General features: G+C 68.4%; 15 protein-coding genes. 3 read left to right on the forward strand and 12 right to left on the reverse strand.

Annotation, left to right across the window (positions count from 1 at the left end; all coding sequences use genetic code 11):
- Positions 1 to 134 precede the first annotated feature (134 nt).
- The gene (gene mgtE / locus C8P69_RS12145; protein ID WP_108177420.1) at positions 135 to 1,547 is read right to left on the reverse strand and encodes a magnesium transporter; all 1,413 of its coding nucleotides are present in this window, start codon (positions 1,545 to 1,547) and stop codon (positions 135 to 137) included.
- A 125-nt stretch (positions 1,548 to 1,672) separates the two neighbouring features.
- On the opposite strand from mgtE, the gene C8P69_RS12150 reads away from it, so the two are divergent.
- On the forward strand, positions 1,673 to 2,437 hold the full coding sequence (locus C8P69_RS12150; RefSeq protein WP_108177422.1) for a polysaccharide deacetylase family protein: 765 nt from the start codon (positions 1,673 to 1,675) through the stop codon (positions 2,435 to 2,437).
- Positions 2,438 to 2,495: 58 nt separating this feature from the next.
- Here C8P69_RS12150 and C8P69_RS12155 read toward each other — a convergent pair whose 3' ends face one another.
- The 11 genes from C8P69_RS12155 to C8P69_RS12205 form a co-directional block, all read right to left on the reverse strand.
- Complete coding sequence (locus C8P69_RS12155) at positions 2,496 to 4,088, reverse strand: ABC transporter substrate-binding protein (RefSeq protein WP_108177424.1); 1,593 nt, start codon at positions 4,086 to 4,088, stop codon at positions 2,496 to 2,498.
- A 214-nt stretch (positions 4,089 to 4,302) separates the two neighbouring features.
- A complete protein-coding gene (locus C8P69_RS24230) occupies positions 4,303 to 6,411 on the reverse strand; it encodes a PAS domain S-box protein (RefSeq protein WP_108177426.1) in 2,109 nt (702 codons plus the stop codon).
- A gap of 106 nt (positions 6,412 to 6,517) precedes the next feature.
- Positions 6,518 to 7,036, reverse strand: coding sequence for a DedA family protein (locus tag C8P69_RS12165; RefSeq protein ID WP_245902009.1), 519 nt, complete (start codon positions 7,034 to 7,036; stop codon positions 6,518 to 6,520).
- 226 nt (positions 7,037 to 7,262) lie between these two features.
- Positions 7,263 to 8,804: a hydantoinase/oxoprolinase N-terminal domain-containing protein gene (locus tag C8P69_RS12170; RefSeq protein ID WP_108177430.1), complete on the reverse strand. Its 1,542-nt coding sequence runs from the start codon at positions 8,802 to 8,804 to the stop codon at positions 7,263 to 7,265.
- Positions 8,801 to 9,883 carry an S-methyl thiohydantoin desulfurase family protein gene (locus tag C8P69_RS12175; RefSeq protein ID WP_108177432.1) on the reverse strand — a complete coding sequence of 361 codons (1,083 nt, stop codon included), beginning with the start codon at positions 9,881 to 9,883 and terminating at the stop codon, positions 8,801 to 8,803. The genes C8P69_RS12170 and C8P69_RS12175 overlap by 4 nt, the downstream gene beginning before the upstream one ends.
- Positions 9,884 to 9,928: 45 nt before the next feature.
- Positions 9,929 to 10,600, reverse strand: a complete 672-nt coding sequence (locus C8P69_RS12180; RefSeq protein WP_170118221.1) for an AroM family protein — start codon at positions 10,598 to 10,600, stop codon at positions 9,929 to 9,931.
- A gap of 23 nt (positions 10,601 to 10,623) precedes the next feature.
- The gene (locus C8P69_RS12185; RefSeq protein WP_108177436.1) at positions 10,624 to 11,613 is read right to left on the reverse strand and encodes an ABC transporter ATP-binding protein; all 990 of its coding nucleotides are present in this window, start codon (positions 11,611 to 11,613) and stop codon (positions 10,624 to 10,626) included.
- Positions 11,610 to 12,653 carry an ABC transporter substrate-binding protein gene (locus tag C8P69_RS12190; RefSeq protein ID WP_108177438.1) on the reverse strand — a complete coding sequence of 348 codons (1,044 nt, stop codon included), beginning with the start codon at positions 12,651 to 12,653 and terminating at the stop codon, positions 11,610 to 11,612. The genes C8P69_RS12185 and C8P69_RS12190 overlap by 4 nt, the downstream gene beginning before the upstream one ends.
- Before the next feature lie 58 nt (positions 12,654 to 12,711).
- Positions 12,712 to 13,515, reverse strand: a complete 804-nt coding sequence (locus C8P69_RS12195; protein WP_108177440.1) for an ABC transporter permease — start codon at positions 13,513 to 13,515, stop codon at positions 12,712 to 12,714.
- Positions 13,512 to 14,363: an ABC transporter permease gene (locus tag C8P69_RS12200; protein ID WP_108177442.1), complete on the reverse strand. Its 852-nt coding sequence runs from the start codon at positions 14,361 to 14,363 to the stop codon at positions 13,512 to 13,514. The genes C8P69_RS12195 and C8P69_RS12200 overlap by 4 nt, the downstream gene beginning before the upstream one ends.
- A gap of 19 nt (positions 14,364 to 14,382) precedes the next feature.
- Positions 14,383 to 15,168 carry an IclR family transcriptional regulator gene (locus C8P69_RS12205; RefSeq protein WP_108177444.1) on the reverse strand — a complete coding sequence of 262 codons (786 nt, stop codon included), beginning with the start codon at positions 15,166 to 15,168 and terminating at the stop codon, positions 14,383 to 14,385.
- 427 nt (positions 15,169 to 15,595) lie between these two features.
- Here C8P69_RS12205 and C8P69_RS12210 point away from each other — a divergent pair, with 427 nt between their 5' ends.
- Both C8P69_RS12210 and C8P69_RS12215 read left to right on the forward strand, forming a co-directional pair.
- A complete protein-coding gene (locus C8P69_RS12210; protein WP_108177446.1) occupies positions 15,596 to 16,447 on the forward strand; it encodes an amino acid ABC transporter permease in 852 nt (283 codons plus the stop codon).
- Positions 16,444 to 17,226, forward strand: a complete 783-nt coding sequence (locus C8P69_RS12215; protein ID WP_108177448.1) for an amino acid ABC transporter ATP-binding protein — start codon at positions 16,444 to 16,446, stop codon at positions 17,224 to 17,226. Before C8P69_RS12210 ends, C8P69_RS12215 begins: the two co-directional genes overlap by 4 nt.
- Positions 17,227 to 17,257 lie beyond the last annotated feature (31 nt).

Raw genomic sequence — 17,257 nt, forward strand, 5'->3', positions numbered from 1 at the left:
CACGCAATACACTGGCGGCCAACCTATACGGGCAAGCTTTAATATTGTGTTGGCACGCCCCGGCGCCCGTTTTGCCACATGAATTGCATGTAGAAAAACGATGAGCCGGCTCTTTTTACGTACCGTAATGCAACCTACAACTTAAACCACCAGGTTGCGATGGTGAGAAAACTCAGGAAACCCGTCACGTCCGTGACAGTCGTGACGAAGGGCCCCGATGAAATCGCCGGATCGACGCGCAACCGGTCGAGCAGCAGCGGGATGAGCACGCCGCCGAGCGAGCCCGCGACGAGGTTGCAGACGAGAGCCAGGCCGATCACCACGCCGATATTGGCGTTGGTGAACCAGAAGCTGGCCACCGTGCCGGTGATGATGGCGAAGGCGATGCCGTTGATGAAGCCGACGGAGACCTCGCGCCGGACGATGCGCCAGGCGTTACGGGGACCGAGTTCGCGCGTGGCGAGGGCGCGCACCGCGACCGTCATGGTCTGGGTGGCGGCATTGCCGCCCTGGCTCGCCACGATCGGCGCGAGGACGGCGAGCGCCACCATCTCCGCCAGCTGGACCTCAAAGGATTTCAGCACGGTCGTCGCCAGGAAGGCGGTGATCAGGTTGATGAACAGCCAGCGGAAGCGGCCCTTGGCCGTGGTCCAGACGCTGTCGGAGATTTCCTCGTCCGCCTTGACGCCGCCGAGCTGCTTGATGTCGGCATCCGCCTCCTCCTCGATGACGTCGACGATGTCGTCGACGGTCAGGACGCCGACGAGGCGATTGCCCTCGTCCACCACCGGGGCGGAGAGCAGGTTGTAGCGTTCGAACATGAACGCCACGTCCTCCTGGTCCTCGCTCGCCGTGACCGTGCGCGTCTCCTCCTCGAGGATGTCGGTGACCGCCACGGGGCGCTGGGTGCGCAGGAGCCGGTCGAGGCGGACATGGCCCTGGAGGTGATAGCCGGGATCCACCACGAAGATTTCGGTGAAGTCGTCCGGCAGATCCGCGGACTCCCGCAGATGGTCGATCACCTGCCCCACCGTCCAGAAGGGCGGGACGGCGATGAACTCGTCCTTCATGCGCCGGCCGGCCGAGCCCTCCGGATAGTCGAAGGCGCGGCGCAGCGCGAAGCGGTCGCTGGCCGGCAGCTTGTCGAGGATCTCGCTCCGCTCCTCCTCGTCGAGATCCTCGAGGATCGCGACGGCGTCGTCGGTCTCGAGCTCGGCGATGCCCTCGGCGACCTGCTCGGGCTCCATCTCCTCGAGGATCTCGACGCGGATGGTCTCGTCGACCTCGGTCAGTGCGGTGAAATCGAAATCCGCCCCGAGCAACTCGACGAGGCGATTGCGGTCGTCCGGGTCGAGCTGGGCGAGCAGCGCGCCGACATCGGCCTCGTGGGCATCGGAAACAAGCGTCTTCAGGCTCTCGGCATCGGCCTCGCCGAGCATGCCGCAGACGATGTCGACGACCTCGGGCAGCAGCTCCCCATCGTCATCGCGCCAGTCGCGGTCGCGCCATTCGAGTGCACGGGCGAGAGGCGGCTGGGTCTCGACCATGGCGGGCCTCCCGGCGATGCGCGACGAACCATAAGGGAACGAACGTTCTTGGATGCGGCGCAGCGATTTGGCAAGCCGGTGCGGGCTAGCATGGCGCCGCCTGAATCACCGGGATACCAGCCCACATGACCCTCCTCCGGCCCTCACGCCGCCTGATCCTCGGCTCGGCCCTCGCGACGGCCCTGCCCGCCCTCGCCCGGGCGGCCTGCGGCCCGGATGTGCTTGGAACGGCCCGGGTGTTGCCGGTGCGGACCACCGGCGCGCTGAGGGTCGGTCGCAAGAGCTATCCCGCGACCCTGCCGCTCGCGCCGGGCGAGGTCGTCCTGACCTTCGATGACGGCCCCCATCCCGGCACGACCGAGCCGATCCTCGACACCCTTGCCCGCGAATGCGTCAAGGCGACCTTCTTCATGATCGGACGCCAGGCGGAAGCCCACCCTGCCCTCGCCCGCCGCGTGCTGGCGGCCGGGCACACGGTCGGCCACCATTCCAACACCCATCCGATGACGCTGGCGCAGCTGCCGCAGGCCGCGGCCGAGGCGGATATCGAGGCCGGCTTCCGCGCCGTCGACACGGCGCTCTATGGCTCCTATGCGGGCCGGCCGCGCACCCCCTTCTTCCGCTTTCCGGGCTTCGGCGACTCCGCCGCCCTCAACCAGGGCCTTGCCGCCCGCGACATCGGCATTTTCGGCGCCGACCTCTGGGCCAGCGACTGGAACGAGATGGCGCCCGACCAGCAGCTCGGCCTGGTCATGCGCCGCCTCGCCCAGAGCCGCGGCGGCATCCTGCTCTTCCATGACACCCGTCCGCAGACCGCGGCCATGCTGCCGGCCTGCCTGAGGGCCATGAAGGCCGCTGGCTACCGGATCGTCCACATCGTGCCCGCCTGATGCGAAAAGCCCCGGCGCGGTGGCCGGGGCTTCGCTGATGTCGAAGGGTTCAGGCGGCTCAGCCCTTGCGCTCGATGTTCCACATGACGGGGAAGCCGAAGTCGATCACCCCGGCAAGCTCGCTGCGCCACACGGCCGGGCTCTGGAACTGGCCGGCAATGGGGAAGGTCGCATTTTCCAGCGCGAACTTCTGCAGCTGCTCGGCCAGCGCCCGGCGCTTGGCCGGATCGCTCTCGGCCTCGAACTGCTCGATCACCGGCTTCATCGGATCGACGCAATAGCCCCAGGGCTGGTTGCCGGTGCAGTTGAAGCCAACGCCGAGATTGGACAGCGGGTCGGACATGTCGAAGCCGGTATAGACCACCGGGATGACGCTCCAGCCGCCCTGGTCCAGCGGGTTCTTCTGCACCCAGCGCTGGGCGATGGCCGACCATTCCAGCCCCTGGACGTCGAGGTTGAAGCCGGCCTGCTTCATCCGGTCGATGAGCACGCTGCCGAAGGGGTTCAGCAGCGGGCTGTCGAGCGGATGCAGGAGGACGATCTTCTCGTTCTTGTAGCCGCCCTCGGCGAGCAGCGCCTTGGCCTTGGCGATGCTGGTCTGGGCGATCTCGGCGCTGCCCCCGGTGTTCTCGTAAGGGGCGCCGCACATGAACATGGAGGTGCAGTCCGGCTTGCCGAGTTCGCCGCCGAAGCCGGCGCCGGCCAGCACCTCGCCGCGATCAAGGCACTGCTGGATGGCCCGGCGGACGAAGACATTGTCCATCGGCGCCTGGAAGTGGTTGATCGACACCGCATACATGAGGTTCGCGCGGCCGGTCGCCTGGGCGAAGGTGAGGTTGCGGTCCCGGCGCATCCGCGGGATCAGGTCCACCGGCGCATATTCGAGATAGTCCACCTCGCCGCGGGTGAGTGCCGCATAGCGCAGCGCAATGTCCGGCATGGTCAGCATCTCGACACGGGCGATCTTCGCCACCTTGCCGCCGGCGAGGCCATCGGCCGGCTCGTTGCGCGGCACATACTGGTCGAACTTGCGGAAGGTGGCGCGGTCACCCGGCACCCATTCGCTGCGCTGGAAGACGTAGGGGCCGGAGCCGACGATCTCGGAGACCTGCTGGGTCGGCGGCGTCGCATTGGCGATGCGGGCCGGCATGATCATCGGCACGTGGACCGAGGGCTTGCCGAGCGCGTCGAGCACGCCGCCGAAGGGCCGCTTCAGCTTCAGGGTGAAGCCATCCTCGCCATTGGCGACGAGCTCGCCGGTGGCCGCCATCAGACGGCGGCCGATGGAGTCGCGGTTGCCCCAGCGCTTCAGCGAGGCGATGACGTCCTCGGAGGTGACCTTGGCGCCGTCGTGGAAGCGCAGGCCCGCACGCAGCTTGAAGGTCCAGGTGAGCCGGTCGGCGCTGATCTCCCAGCCCTCCAGCATCTGCGGCTTGTACTCACCCTTCCCATCGAGCGAGACGAGCGTGTCGAAGACCATGTAGCCGAAATTGCGCGTCACGAAGGACGGGCTGGCGATCGGGTCGAGGTTCTGCAGGCCGACATTGACGACGAAGCGCAGCGGCCTCTCGGCGCCCTGGCCGAAGCCGATGCGGGGGGCGGCGATGAGCGCGGCGGCAGCGGCAAGGCCCTGGCGGCGGGTGATGCGCATGGGAGGCTCCTCGGCGGTCGGCGGCGGATGACGGTGCCGGCGCGGGCCGACAGTCCTGCCCCGACAGGACGAGAGTAGGAAAAACCATTCCCTTGAGGCATGCGAAGTTGGAAAGACCGATGCGCGTTTGCGAACCGGCCGCATTGGCTGGCAATACGGTTAGCTCAACCGCTAGACGCGGCCGGCAGGACCGGAGTGTCGCGATGGTTGTGTGTCAGGCCGCCTGGCCGTTGAGGCTTTCCAGCGTCTCGGCGAGAACCCCGATGCGCTCCCGGCTGGTGCCGAGCAGCGCGGAGATCTCGGACGAGGAGGTGGCCGAGCGCGAGGCGAGCGTCTTCACCTCCTGCGCCACCACGGCGAAGCCCTTGCCCGCCTCCCCGGCCCGCGCCGCCTCGATGGTGGCGTTGAGCGCGAGGAGGTTCGTCTGCTTGGCGATGGCCTCGATGGCGACCGTGATCGCGCCGATCTGGTCGGCCGAGGCCAGAACTTCCGCCAGCGCCTGGTTGGTCTGCTCCATGGCGCGCCGGCGGTTGGTGATGTCGCTGGCGCACATCAGCACCCGCTCCGGGCGCCCCTCGATGTCGTTGAGCACCGAGAAGACCGCGTCGAGCCAGAGCATGTCGGGGCCGCGACCCGGCCAGCCCATGTCGCGCCGGACCGTCTCGCCCGCCAGCAGCCGCTGGCGGTCCCCCTCGGCGAGAAGGTTGCGCAACTCGACCGCGGCTCCCGTGGTGACGCCGCGTCCCTCCAGGAAACGGTTGGCGAGCGTCAGTCGCCCGTCCGCCACGGACCATTCGGCGATGGCATTGGTGGTGCTGATGGAGTCGATCTGGGCGGTCTTGGCCAGCGCGGCCTGCTTGGTGGCCGTGATGTCGGCCTGGATGGAGACGTAGCGCTCGAGAACGCCCGAGGCCGAGAAGACCGGGTTGATGGCAAGCGAGATCCAATAGGGACGCTTGTCCTTGTGATAGTTCAGGATCTCGCAATAGAACGGCTCTCGCCGGCCCAGGTGTTCGCCGATGGCGGCCCTGGTCGCCGGATCCGTGCCCGGTCCCTGCAAGAAGTCGCCGGGCTTCCGGCCCTTCACCTCCGCCGCCGTGAAACCGGTGGTGCGCACAAAACCGGGATTCACATATTCGATCCGGCCATTGGCGTCGGTGATGATGACGGAATTGGCGGTCTCGTTGGCCACCAGCGACAGGGTGGCGAAGGCCTCGCGGCGCTCGACCTCGGCGGTGATGTCGGAGGCGAACTTGACCACCTTCACCGGCTTGCCATCGGGGCCGAAGACCGGATTGTAGGTTGCCTGCAGCCAGATGCGCTGGCCATCGCGGCCACGCCGGCCGAACTCGCCGGACCGGAATTCTCCACGGCCCAGCGCCGCCCAGAACGCGGCGTACTCCGCACTTGCCGCCTCGTCCGGGTCGACGAACAGGCGGTGGTGGCGGCCGACGATGTCGTCGAGGCGATAGCCGACACAGGCGAGGAAATTGGCGTTGGCGTTGAGGATCGTGCCGTCGGGCGCGAACTCGATGACCGCCTGCGACCGGTCGATGGCCTTCAGCTTGCCGGCGGCATCGGCGCCCCGCATCTTGTCGGCGGTGATGTCGGAGGCGAACTTGACGATCTTCAGCGGCCGTCCGGCCGGGTCGAGGATCGGATTGTAGGTCGCCTGCAGCCAGATTTCACGACCGCCCTTGGCGACGCGCTGGAACTCGCCGGCGCGATATTCGCCGCGGCCGAGCGCCTGCCAGAAGGCGCGATAATCGGCGCCTTCGGCGATGGCGGGCGGCACGAACATGCGGTGGTGGCGGCCGATGAACTCCTCCGGCGCATAGCCAACGGTCGCCGCGAAATTGGCGTTGGCGGCGAGGATGGTGCCGTCGAGGGCGAATTCGATCACCGCCTGCGAGCGGTCGAGAGCGATGATCTTGCCGGTATCGTCGGCCCGGGCGAGCTTCTGGGCGGTAATATCGGAGGCGAACTTGACGACGCGCACCACCTTGCCGCGCCAGTTGCGGATGGGCGTGTAGGTCGCCTGGATCCAGACGTCGCGGCCGTCCTTGGCGATCCTGCGGAACTCCGCCTGCTGAAACGTGCCGGCGGCAAGGCTCGCCCAGAAGCTGCGATAGGCCTCGGTGCCGCGCTCGGCGGGATCCACGAAGATCTGATGGTGCTGACCACGGATGTCCGCGAGCCGATAGCCCATCACCGAGAGGAAATTGGCATTGGCGTCAAGGATCGTCCCGTCCGGACGGAAGACGATCACGGCCTGGGACTTGTCGATCGCCCCCAGCCAGGCGCGACGCGTGGAAAAGAACATACGGCACTCCCGCGACTGTCCGGCAGCGACTTTCCCAAGCGTCAGTTGTGGATTGGTAAAGTGGTCGGTTCAGAGGCCGAGGCAGAATGTCGCAAAAGCGGCTGCGTCAATGCAGCGCGCGGACCGCGAGATAGCCGGGGGCCAGCCAGACGAGCGCCCAGAGCAGCGAGGAGAACCAGTTGGCCACCTGGAACCGCACGGGGCCCATGGCCATGACGCCCGCCATCATCGGCACGATACCGCGCAGGGGGCCGATGAACTTCGCCGCGAAAAGGCCGAGCGCGCCCCAGGCGTGCACGAAGCGCTGGCCGCGCGCCACCAGGTCGGGATAGCGACCGAGGGGCCAGAGCTGCGTCGCCCGGTCCTTGAATACGTAGCCGACCGCATAGGACGCCCATTCGCCGAGCGCGGCACCGATCGTCGCCGCGGCCACCACCGCCCAGGGGTTGGCGTCGCCAAGGCCGACCAGCGCCCCGATGCCCATGAGGATCACCGAGGCCGGGATGAACAGCGACAGGAAGACGATCGACTCCGCGAAGGAGATGAGGCCCACCACCGGTACGATCAGGATGGCGTGCTGGCGGGTGAGAGCCTCGAGGTCGGCGATAAACGTCGAAAGGGCCAAGTCCGCGACTCCGGAGTAAAGGCTGCCGGGGCCGACAGCGGGCCGGGTCGAGCGGTTTGGGCACCCGCCTCGGCCGACCTCAGGTGAAAGCCTGACCGAAGCCCATGTCATCCGCAAGGCGAACGATCGTCGTCCACTGCGGTCTAGCGCCGCACCACCGTACCACGGCAGCCCCCGATAGGATCGAGCGCCCCATCGGGGGCAGGCTTGGGGCCGTCGCAGCGGATCAGGCGCTCGCCTTCACCGCTCCGACGACGCGCGCCCGCACCCGCAGGGCGTTGCCCGGCAGGTAGGCGATGGGCATGTCCTCGACATCGATGGTCTCGATCGTGGCGCGGTCGGCGCCGGCGGCCACCGCCCGGTCGGCGGCAATGACCTGCGCGGAGCGGATCGCCTCGTCGCGGGCGAGGTCGCGGAAAATCTGGTCGCATTCGCCGGAGACCTGGGCGATCGCCGCTCCCACCGCATTGGCGCAATCGCCGTGCTTCACCCGGATGACCTGCGACACGCCCTCGATCTGGTCCGGGATCAGGAAGGCCCCTCCCCCCACCGCGATGAGCGGCACGTCGCCAGCTTCCGTCTTCATCCGGTCGACGGATTCGGCGACCATCCGGGCGGCCTCGGCGAAGACGCGCGCGCAGGTCCCGGCGTCGAGATGGGCGACCCTGGCGCGGTCGCCGATGGGAAGGATGCCGGCCGCGATGGCAATGTCGCTCGTCGTGAGCTGCGCGCCGCCGAAGGCGATGGCGTCCTGCGGCAGGCGGTAGCCGACCGATACCGGGCCGATGCCGAGCGGGTCGAGCCTGACATGGCTGCCGCCGCCAAGGCCGAAGGAGAAGAGATCCGGCATGCGGAAGAGCGTGCGCACGCCGCCGACCTCGACCACCGAATTGGCCTCGCGCGGGAAGCCGGCGCGCAACTGGCCGATATCCGTGGTGGTGCCGCCGACATCGGCGACCATCGCGTCATCGATGCCCGAGAGATAGGCCGCCCCGCGCATGGAATTGGTCGCGCCCGAGGCGAAGGAATAGACCGGCAGCTTCATGGCGAGGTGCGCCTCGGCCACCGTGCCGTCGTTCTGGGTGATGAAGAGCGGCGCGGCGATGCCGCTCTCGCGGATCGCCTGCTCGAAGGCGGCGATCGTGTCGCGCGCAAGATCGGTCAGGGCGGCATTGAGGAGCCCGGCATTCTCGCGTTCGAGGAGGCCGATGCGGCCGAGGTCCGACGAGATGGTGATGACCGCTTGCGGGTGCTCGGCGGCGATGATGCCGGCCGCCTCCTTCTCATGCGAGGGGTCCAGCGGCGAGAAGACGGAGGAAATGGCCACCGCAATGATGCCCTTGGCGCGCATCTCGCGGGCCGCGGCAGCCACCGCCGCGCGGTCGAGCGGCATGAAGGGCCGACCGTCATATTCATGGCCGCCCTCGACCATCCAGACACCGCCACGCACCAGCTCGGCGAGGTCGGCCGGCCAGTCGCAGAAGGGCGGCAGCGAGGCGCCCGACGGCAGGCCGAGCCGCAGCGCGCCGACGCGCGACAGGTGGCGGCGCTGGACGACGGCGTTGATGAAATGGGTCGTGCCGATCATCACCGCGTCGATGCGCTTGCCGGCAAGGACGCCCGTCGCGGCAAGGCGCGACAGGGCCTCCAGGATGCCGCCGGTCACGTCGGCGCTGGTCGGCGCCTTGACGGCGCCCGCCACCGCGCCGTCCTCGATCAGGACGGCATCCGTATTGGTGCCGCCGACGTCGATGCCGATCCGTCTCATGCGAAAACACTCTTGAAGTCGATGTCGTAGTTGAAGGCGCGCGGGCCGACATGCTGGAGGCCCTTCGGCGTCAGGAAGACCTCCGCCGTCGGCAGGGCGATGACCGTGACGCGCTGGCCGTAGCGGATGGTCTCGGTGCCGATGGCCTCGCCCGTGACCGTGTCGAGCACGCAGATGAGGTCGGGCGACATGGCGAGCGGCTCGCCGTCCTGCCAGGCGACGATCCACTCGTTCTGGAAGGCGACCTCGAGTTGGCTGCCCTTCCAGCCATCGACGCCGTCGAACCGGGTGCGGCCGCGCAGGAAGCCTTCCGTGGCGCGGCGCTCCACGTCCATGACCTTGCCGCGATAGAGCACCTTGCCGGGTTCGACCGAAAGGATGGCCTCGATCGGGTCCTCGTGGCGGCGCTGCGCCTCGCGCACAGCGCTGCCGATGGCGATGGCCTTGGTGGTGGTGCGAGGGATGCACCACTGCTTCACCTCGGCGCCGGTGCGCGGCGCCTTGCAGGTCGATGCGATGGAGCCGTATTCGACGCAGATCTTGCGGCTGACCCGCTCCATCCACTTCCAGGTCGGCACGGTCTGGACGACGGCTTCGAGGCCGCGGCAGTCCACGGTCGAGAGCGGATAGGGCTTGAGGTCGCCGACGGCGACCGAGGTCATCTGCGCCTCCGGATAGGCGCGGCCCATCATGTCGGCGTCGATCACCGGGCGGCCGAGATGGGCGGCGGCCATGAGCGGCTGGATGGAGTTCCCGCCGCCGATCTCCAAGGCCATGATGCCGCGGAAGCGGATGCCGGTATGGTCCTCCATCAGGCTGACGGCGCGGGCGATGGTCCGGCTGTCGGTGAGCCGCTCCTGGCCAACCAGCGGCGCGCCCATGTTGGAGACCGCTGCGACCCAGTCGTCGTCGGCGAGGTCGCCGGGCTGCATGAGCTGCACGCGGAAGCCCTCGGCATAGAGCCGCCGCATGTTGAGCAGGCCCAGATAGGGGCTGCCGCCGCCTCCCGTGCCAAGGATCCAGGCGCCGACGGCGAGGGACTCGATGTCGTCGAGAGTGATGTCGCGAAGCTCTGTCATGGGATCAACGGCAGGGAACGGTGGGCCAGGACGGCGAAAAAGGGCTCATGCCAGCATCTCGTTCATGACGCGGGCGGTGGCGGTGATGCCGAGGAGGGTCGGAACGCCGAGGATGGGCTTCACGGCGGCCTTCAGCGCCTCGTCGTAGCTCATGCAGTCCATGGCCACGAGGTCGGGGGCCTGGGCCTTCAGCCGGCGGGCCGCCTCGGCAGCCTCGGCCGGTGTCGCGCTCGGGCGCAGCGCCTCGCCGACCACCTCGAGGCCCGGCCGGCGCCATTTGGCGGTGAGCTTCTCGACCTGCTCGGGCAGCGGCACCAGCAGGCCGAGCCGGCCCTGCGGCAGGAGGGCGGCGGACAGGCCGTTGAGCACGCGCGAGGGGAAGATGACGCCCTCGTCCCCGGCAAGGGGCGGAAAGTCGCCGGTGCAGGCGAAGACGATGGTGTCGCAGCCGTCCTCGCGCAGCAGCCGGAGCGTCTCCGGCGCGCGCTCGATCACATGGGCCTTGGAGATGCGGACATCCGTGCCGCCGCGCAGGCGCGTGTAGAGCGTGTCGGCCCCGCTGAGCGGTGGACGCGCCGCGATGGCCTCGTCCGGCAGTCCGTCGAGGCAGCCGCGCAGCACCACCTCGGCGCCCTGCGGCGCGTAACGGGCGAAGAGCGCGGCGATGTCATCGCGCGGGGCCTGGCCGATGGTGGCGATGCCGATGCGGCGCGCCATGGATGCTCTCCCTGCCCCGGTGGTCATGCGTCCAGCACCACGGCGTCCGCGGCGTCCCAGCCGAGCGACAGGCGCTCGCCAATGGTGCGCGGCGGGCGTCCCGCGGGATTGTTCTCCTTGGCCAGCAGGCTCCGGCCATCGTCCAGCGCGATGCGGTAGAGCGTCTGCCCGCCGAGGAAGCTCGCGGTCTCGATCTTTCCCGCGAGCGGCCCCTCCCCCAGGCGGATCCGCTCCGGCCGGAGAGCGAGGGCGCGGCCGTCGGGCTGGTCGATGAGATTGATGTCGCCGATGAAGTCGGCGACGAAGCGGGTCCGCGGGCGGTCATAGATGTCGCCGGGCGTGCCGACCTGCTCGATCCGCCCCTCGTTCATCACCGCGATCCGGTCGCTCATGGCGAGCGCCTCCTCCTGGTCGTGGGTGACGAAGACGAGGGTGACGCCGAGCTCCTTCTGCAGCTGCTTCAGCTCGACCTGCATCTGGTGGCGCAGCTTGCGGTCGAGGGCGCCGAGCGGCTCGTCGCAAAGCAGGACCGGCGGGCGGATGACGATGGCGCGCGCCAGCGCCACCCGCTGCTGCTGCCCGCCCGAGAGCTGGCCGGGGCGGCGATCCTCGAAACCGGTCAGCGCCACCATGGCGAGCGCCGCCCTCACCCGCTCCTCGATCTCGGCGCGCGGCACCTTCCGCATCCTGAGGCCGAAGGCGACGTTCTCGGCAACGGTCCGGTGGGGGAAGAGCGCGTAGGACTGAAAGACCATGCCCATGTTGCGCTTGTGGACCGCAAGATCCGTGACGTCGGTGTCGCCGACGACGATGCGGCCCTCGTCGGCCGTCTCGAAGCCGGCGATCATGCGCAGCGTGGTGGTCTTGCCGCAGCCCGAAGGGCCGAGCAGCGAGAAGAACTCGCCGGGCTTCACGTCCAGCGCAATCGCATCCACCGCGCGATGGCGGCCGTCATAGCTCTTGGTGAGACCTTCGAGCCGGACGGCCGCGGGATTGGAGGCCGAAGCGATCATCGGCCCCTCAGGATGCGCTGCACGCGGGTGTCGATGTCATCCTTGCGGGCGTTGTACCACTTCCAGTCCATCTGGATGAGCTGGGCCACCTTGGCGGGGGTGTTGAAGAGCTTGGCGTCATACTTGGCGTCGAGCTGCACCTTGGTGTTGGAGGGCGAGTACCAGACCGCCTCGGCAAGCTTCTTCTGCACGTCCGGGCGCAGCATGTAGTCGACATAGGCATAGGCGAGCTCCTTCACCCGCGAGCCCGGCGTCACCGCCAGCACCTGTTCGAGCGCGGGCACGCCCTCGGAGGGGATGGCGAAGTCCACCGGCTCGTTGGAGCCGTCGTAGCGGTAGACGCCGCTGTCATGGATGACGCCCATGGAGACCTCGGCGGAGAGGAGCGCCTTCTCCATCTGGCCGGTGAAGTCGAAGAGCTTGATCGGCCTCAGCGCCTCCAGCGCCTTGTAGGCGGCGTCGAGGTCGTCATAGCCGCGACCATAGATCTTGCCGAGCAGCATGAGATGCGCCTGGCCGAGGCTATTGACCGGGATGAGGTAGCCGCCGCGCTGGCCGGCGAGCTTCGGATCGGCGAGGTCCTTCCACGAGGTCGGCCTGGCGAGGCCCTTGTCGGTGCGGAAGCCGAGGCCGATGGCGGAGGTGAAGATCGAGACGCCGACCATCTTGTCGCTGATGGCGTAAGGGTAGACGTCCTTGAGGTTGGGGACGTTGCGCACGTCCATCTTCGGCTCGACGAGGCCCTCCTCCAGCGCCTTCCACTGCTCGTTCGAATTGGCGTGGAGCACGTCGTAGATCGGATTGTTGCGCGGGCTCGCCTGCAGCTTCGGCAGGAAGGGGAAGGCCTGGTCGGCCTGGACCGAGCACTTGAACTCGCGCTCGAAGGCCGGGAGCAGGTCGCCCTTCATGATCTCGCCCCACTTGCCGCCCCAGGTCGTGATCTTGAGCGTCGGGGTCTGCGCGCGAAGGACGGTCGGGCTCGCCAGGGCCGCCACGGCGCCGGCCTGGAGGAGGATGCGTCGGCTCACTGTCATCGTCATCGGACACCTCTGGTGGTTGGCCCTCTTGTGGCGGGGCTTGGATCGGATCGGCTGCGTTTCAGAGCTTCACGTAAGTCTTGAGGCCGATGGTCTTCTCCAGGAGGACCACGACCAGGATGGCCATGAGGATCGAGACCATCGAGGCGGCCGCAATGGCGCCGTCGAGGTCGAATTTCATGTAGTTGAACAGCACGACCGGCAGCGTCTCCCCCTTGGGCAGGACGAGAAAGAGCGAGATCGGGAACTGGTCGAAGGAGACGATGAAGGCGAAGATGCCGCCGGCGACGACGCCCGGCTGGATGAGCGGCAGCGTCACCTCGAAGAAGACGCGCAAGGGGCCCGCGCCATGGACGGCGGCCGCCTCCTCGATGCGCCGGTCGAAATTGTGCAGGACGGCGAGCGTCGTGCGCAGCACATAGGGCACGGCGACCAGGGTGTGCCCCATGATGAGGCCCCAGACCGGCCGGCCGATGTCGAGCAGCAGGTAGAGCTGGAAGAGGGCGAGGCCGGTGAGGATCGCCGGCAGCATCAGCGGCGACATGAAACAGGCGGTGAGGATGCGGGCGCCGGGAATGTTGCCGCGGGCGAGGCCCAGCGCGCAGAGGCCGCCGATCAGCATGGACAGGATGAGCACCGCCACCGCGACCTGCAGGCTCAGCCACAGCGCATTCATGAATTCCGGGCTGGTGAAGAACTTGTCGAACCAGCGCAGCGTCACGCCCACCGGCGGGAAGGAGATGTAGGGCGTCGGGTTGAGCGCGAAGACGCCGATGATGGCGATGGGCGTAAGCAGGAAGGCGACGATGGCGCCGTTGAGCGTCAGGTAGGCGGCCCGGCCGGGATCGAAGCGGCGGCGGCTCATGCCATCTTCTCCCCTCCGGCGAAGCGCCCCAGCACGTTGTTGTAGGCCACCACGATGACCAGCGAGACGGCGAGCAGGACCACGCCGAGGGCTCCCGCGAAGCCCAGATTGAAGCTCGCGCCGACCTGTTGGTAGATCAGCATGGGCAGGGTCAGGACGTCCGTGCCGCCCATCAGGAAGGGCGTGACATAGGCGCTGATCGACAGCGCGAAGACCAGCAGCGAGCCGGCGAGGATGCCGGGCAAGGACAGCGGCAGCGTGACTTCGAGGAAGGCCTGGAAACGGTTGGCGCCGAGATTGCGGGCAGCCTGTTCGAGCCGCTCGTCGATGCGGCCGATGACGCCGGTGAGCGTCAGCACCATGAAGGGCACGTAGATGTGCACCAGCGCGAGAATGGTGCCGAACTCGTTGTACATGAGCGGCAGCGGCTCGCTGATGACGCCCCAGCCCATGAGGGTGGCGTTGATGACCCCGCGATCCTGCAGCAGCGTCATCCAGGCGAAGGTCCGCACGACGATTCCGGTGAGCATCGGCGCGATCACCGCCATCAGCAGCAGGGCGTGGCCGACCCGCGAGTGGATGCGCGCCATCAGATGGGCCAGCGGATAGCCGAGCAGCAGGGCGGCCAGCGTGGTGATGGCGCCGATCCTCAGCGTTGCAACCAGCGCCTCGAAATAGAGGGAATCCCCGATGAGCCGCTCGTAATGGCGCGTGGTGAAGCTGACATTGGGGTTGTTGGCGGGATTGCCCGACAGGAACGACAGCAGCGCCATGGTGGCGAAGGGGATGACGAAGAAGACGACGAAGAGCAGCACGGCCGGCCCGATCGCCCAGGCGACCGGAGACATGGCGGGACGGCGGCGCGGGCTAGCCAAGGGCGGCCTCCTTCGACGACCGCTCACGGTGCAAGGGGAATGCCTGGAGGCCACCCGGCGAGAGAGAGGCGGCCATGTCCTGGAGCATGGCCGCAAGGCGCGCCCGCCCGCCCTTGTCCACCTGCGCCACGGCGAAGGCGATGTAGGGCGCCAGCGCCGGGCGCCCGTCCCGGCCGGGAATGGCGATCGACACGCCGGCAAGGCCCGGCAGGGCCTCGTCGCTCGACTCCTCCCAGCCCCGGAGACGCGCCCTGTCCACGCGCGCCATGAGCTCCTCGAGGGAGGGCGGCGCATTGGGGCGGAGCCCTGACGGATAGGGCGTGAAGCGGCGCTCCACCTCCTCGCGCGGCAGGAGGCCGAGCAGCATCCGGCCGGTCGAATTGGCCGCCGCGGGACCGCGCGTACCGGGCGGCGTCACCACCCGCAGCGGATGGGTGCCGGGCCGGCTGCGCAGGACCACGATGTCGGCCCCGTCGAGGATGGAAATGCCGGTGGAGAAGCCCGTCTCGCGGGTGATCTCCTGCAGCGCCTGGTCCACCGCCTCGAGCATCGGATCGCCGGAAGCGAAGGAGCGGCCGAGCTCGAGCATGAGAAGGCCGACCCGGTAGCGGCGCGTCGGCTCGTCCCGCTCGAGCAGGCCATGCCCCGCCATGTCCTTGAGAAGCCGCGACGTCGTGCTCTTCGGCCAGCCCATGGCAGCGGACAGTTCACCCACCGCGGCGCTGGCATGGCCACGCTTGAACCAGTGGAGGACTCGGGCGGCGTTGGCGAGGCTCACGGAAGTTCCACTATTTGGAACACTGTCTTGCTATCACGAACAGTAGGTGACGAGGCTCCGACCCTGTCAAGCCTGCGCATCCTGAAGCCGGCGCATGGGCGCACTCCCGTCCGTGCAAGGGTCATTTCGCAGGCAGAATCCCGATCGCCCCGCGCGCGCGATTCCTGATCTCCAACAGGTCGCGCCCGCGCATTCGCGACCATCCTGCCTCGGGAACGCACCGGATTGCCCAATCAATGGGCTTGCCCAAAGAATGGGGGATTGCAGGATCGGAGCCTCATCGGGCGAAGCCGGTCGGCCGCGGGGCCGTCCCGGCATCCCGATCGCGATGCGAGGTCGTCATGTTCAGCGTGCTGCGGACCGCGGCTGGCCCGACCGGGCCCCTTGGGTGGGCCCGCATGCGCCGCGCTGGGACAGGGCCCGCGGCATGAGCGCCCCCGCAAGCCCGGCCGCCCTTCCCGACATTTCCGGCTACACGCTGGTGGCGGAGCGCCACTGGGGCCGCTGGGTGGCGGTGGCCATCATCGTCCTGCTGCTCGCCGCCCTCGCCCGCGCCTTCGCGGTCGGCCAGATCGAGTGGACCTTCGTCGGCCAGTTCCTCACCGCGAAGTCCATCCTCGACGGCCTCGTCAACACCATCCTCATGACCATCGGCGCCATGACGCTGGGCATCACGCTCGGCATCGTCACGGCGGTGATGCGCATGTCGCCGAACCCGGTGCTGAAGGGCGTCGCCATGGGCTACGCCTGGCTCTTCCGCGGCACGCCGGTGATCCTGCAGCTGCTGCTCTGGTTCAACCTGGCGCTGATCTTCCCGACGCTCGGCATTCCCGGGCTCTTCTCGGTGCGCACCGTCGACGTGATGACGCCGGCCGTCGCGGCCCTCCTCGGCCTCGGCATCAACCAGGGCGCCTATACCTCCGAGGTGATGCGCGCCGGCATGCTCTCCGTCGATGTCGGCCAGTACGAGGCGGCGAAATCCATCGGCATGACGCGCCTCCTGGCGCTCCGCCGCATCGTCTTCCCGCAGGCCATGCGGGTCATCATCCCGCCGCTCGGTAACGAGTTCATCGGCATGGTGAAGCTGACCTCGCTGGCGAGCGTCATCCAGTTCTCCGAGATCCTGCACAACGCCCAGAACATCTACTACGCCAACTCGCGGGTCATCGAGCTGCTGATTGTCGCCGCCGTCTGGTATCTGGTCGTGGTCTCGGTGCTCACGCCCATCCAGATGCTGCTGGAGCGCCATTTCGGCCGCGGCGCGGGGACGGGACGATGACGCGCGACATCTCCATCCGTCCCATTGTCTCGATCGTCGACGTCCACAAGAGCTTCGGCACCTTCAAGGCGGTGGACGGCGTCTCCCTCGACGTCTTCCCCGGCGAGGTCGTCTGCATCATCGGCGCCTCGGGCTCGGGCAAGACGACGCTGCTCCGCTGCATCAACCAGCTCGTGCAGGTGGACAGCGGCGCCATCTGGGTCGACGGCGAACTTGCCGGCCTTCGCATCGACGGCACCCGCCTCCACCGGCTGCCGGAGGCCGAGATCGCCCGCCAGCGCCTCGCCACCGGCATGGTGTTCCAGCGCTTCAACCTGTTCCCGCATCTGACTGCGCTCGAGAACATCATAGAGGGTCCGGTCCAGGTGCTCGGCCGCCCCCGCCGCGAGGCGATCGCCGAGGCCGAGGCCCTCCTGAAGCGGGTCGGTCTGGCGGAAAAGGCGGGGGCCTATCCGACGAACCTGTCGGGCGGCCAGCAGCAGCGCGTCGCCATCGCCCGCGCTCTCGCGATGAAGCCGAAGCTTATGCTCTTCGACGAGCCGACCTCGGCGCTCGATCCGGAACTGGTCGGCGAGGTCCTCGCGGTGATGCGCGAGCTCGCCGCCAGCGGCATGACCATGATCGTCGTCACCCACGAACTCGGCTTTGCCCGCGAGGTCGCCGACCGCGTCGTCTTCATGGACCACGGCGCCATCGTCGAGATGGGCCCGCCCGACCAGGTGCTCGGCCAGCCGAGGGAAGCGCGCACCAGCGCCTTCATCGCGGCGGTGCTGGCATGAGCGCCGCCACTCGCCCCTTTTCGCCGCCCGC

Source organism: Phreatobacter oligotrophus, assembly GCF_003046185.1.
GTDB classification, from domain to species: Bacteria; Pseudomonadota; Alphaproteobacteria; order Rhizobiales; family Phreatobacteraceae; genus Phreatobacter; species Phreatobacter oligotrophus.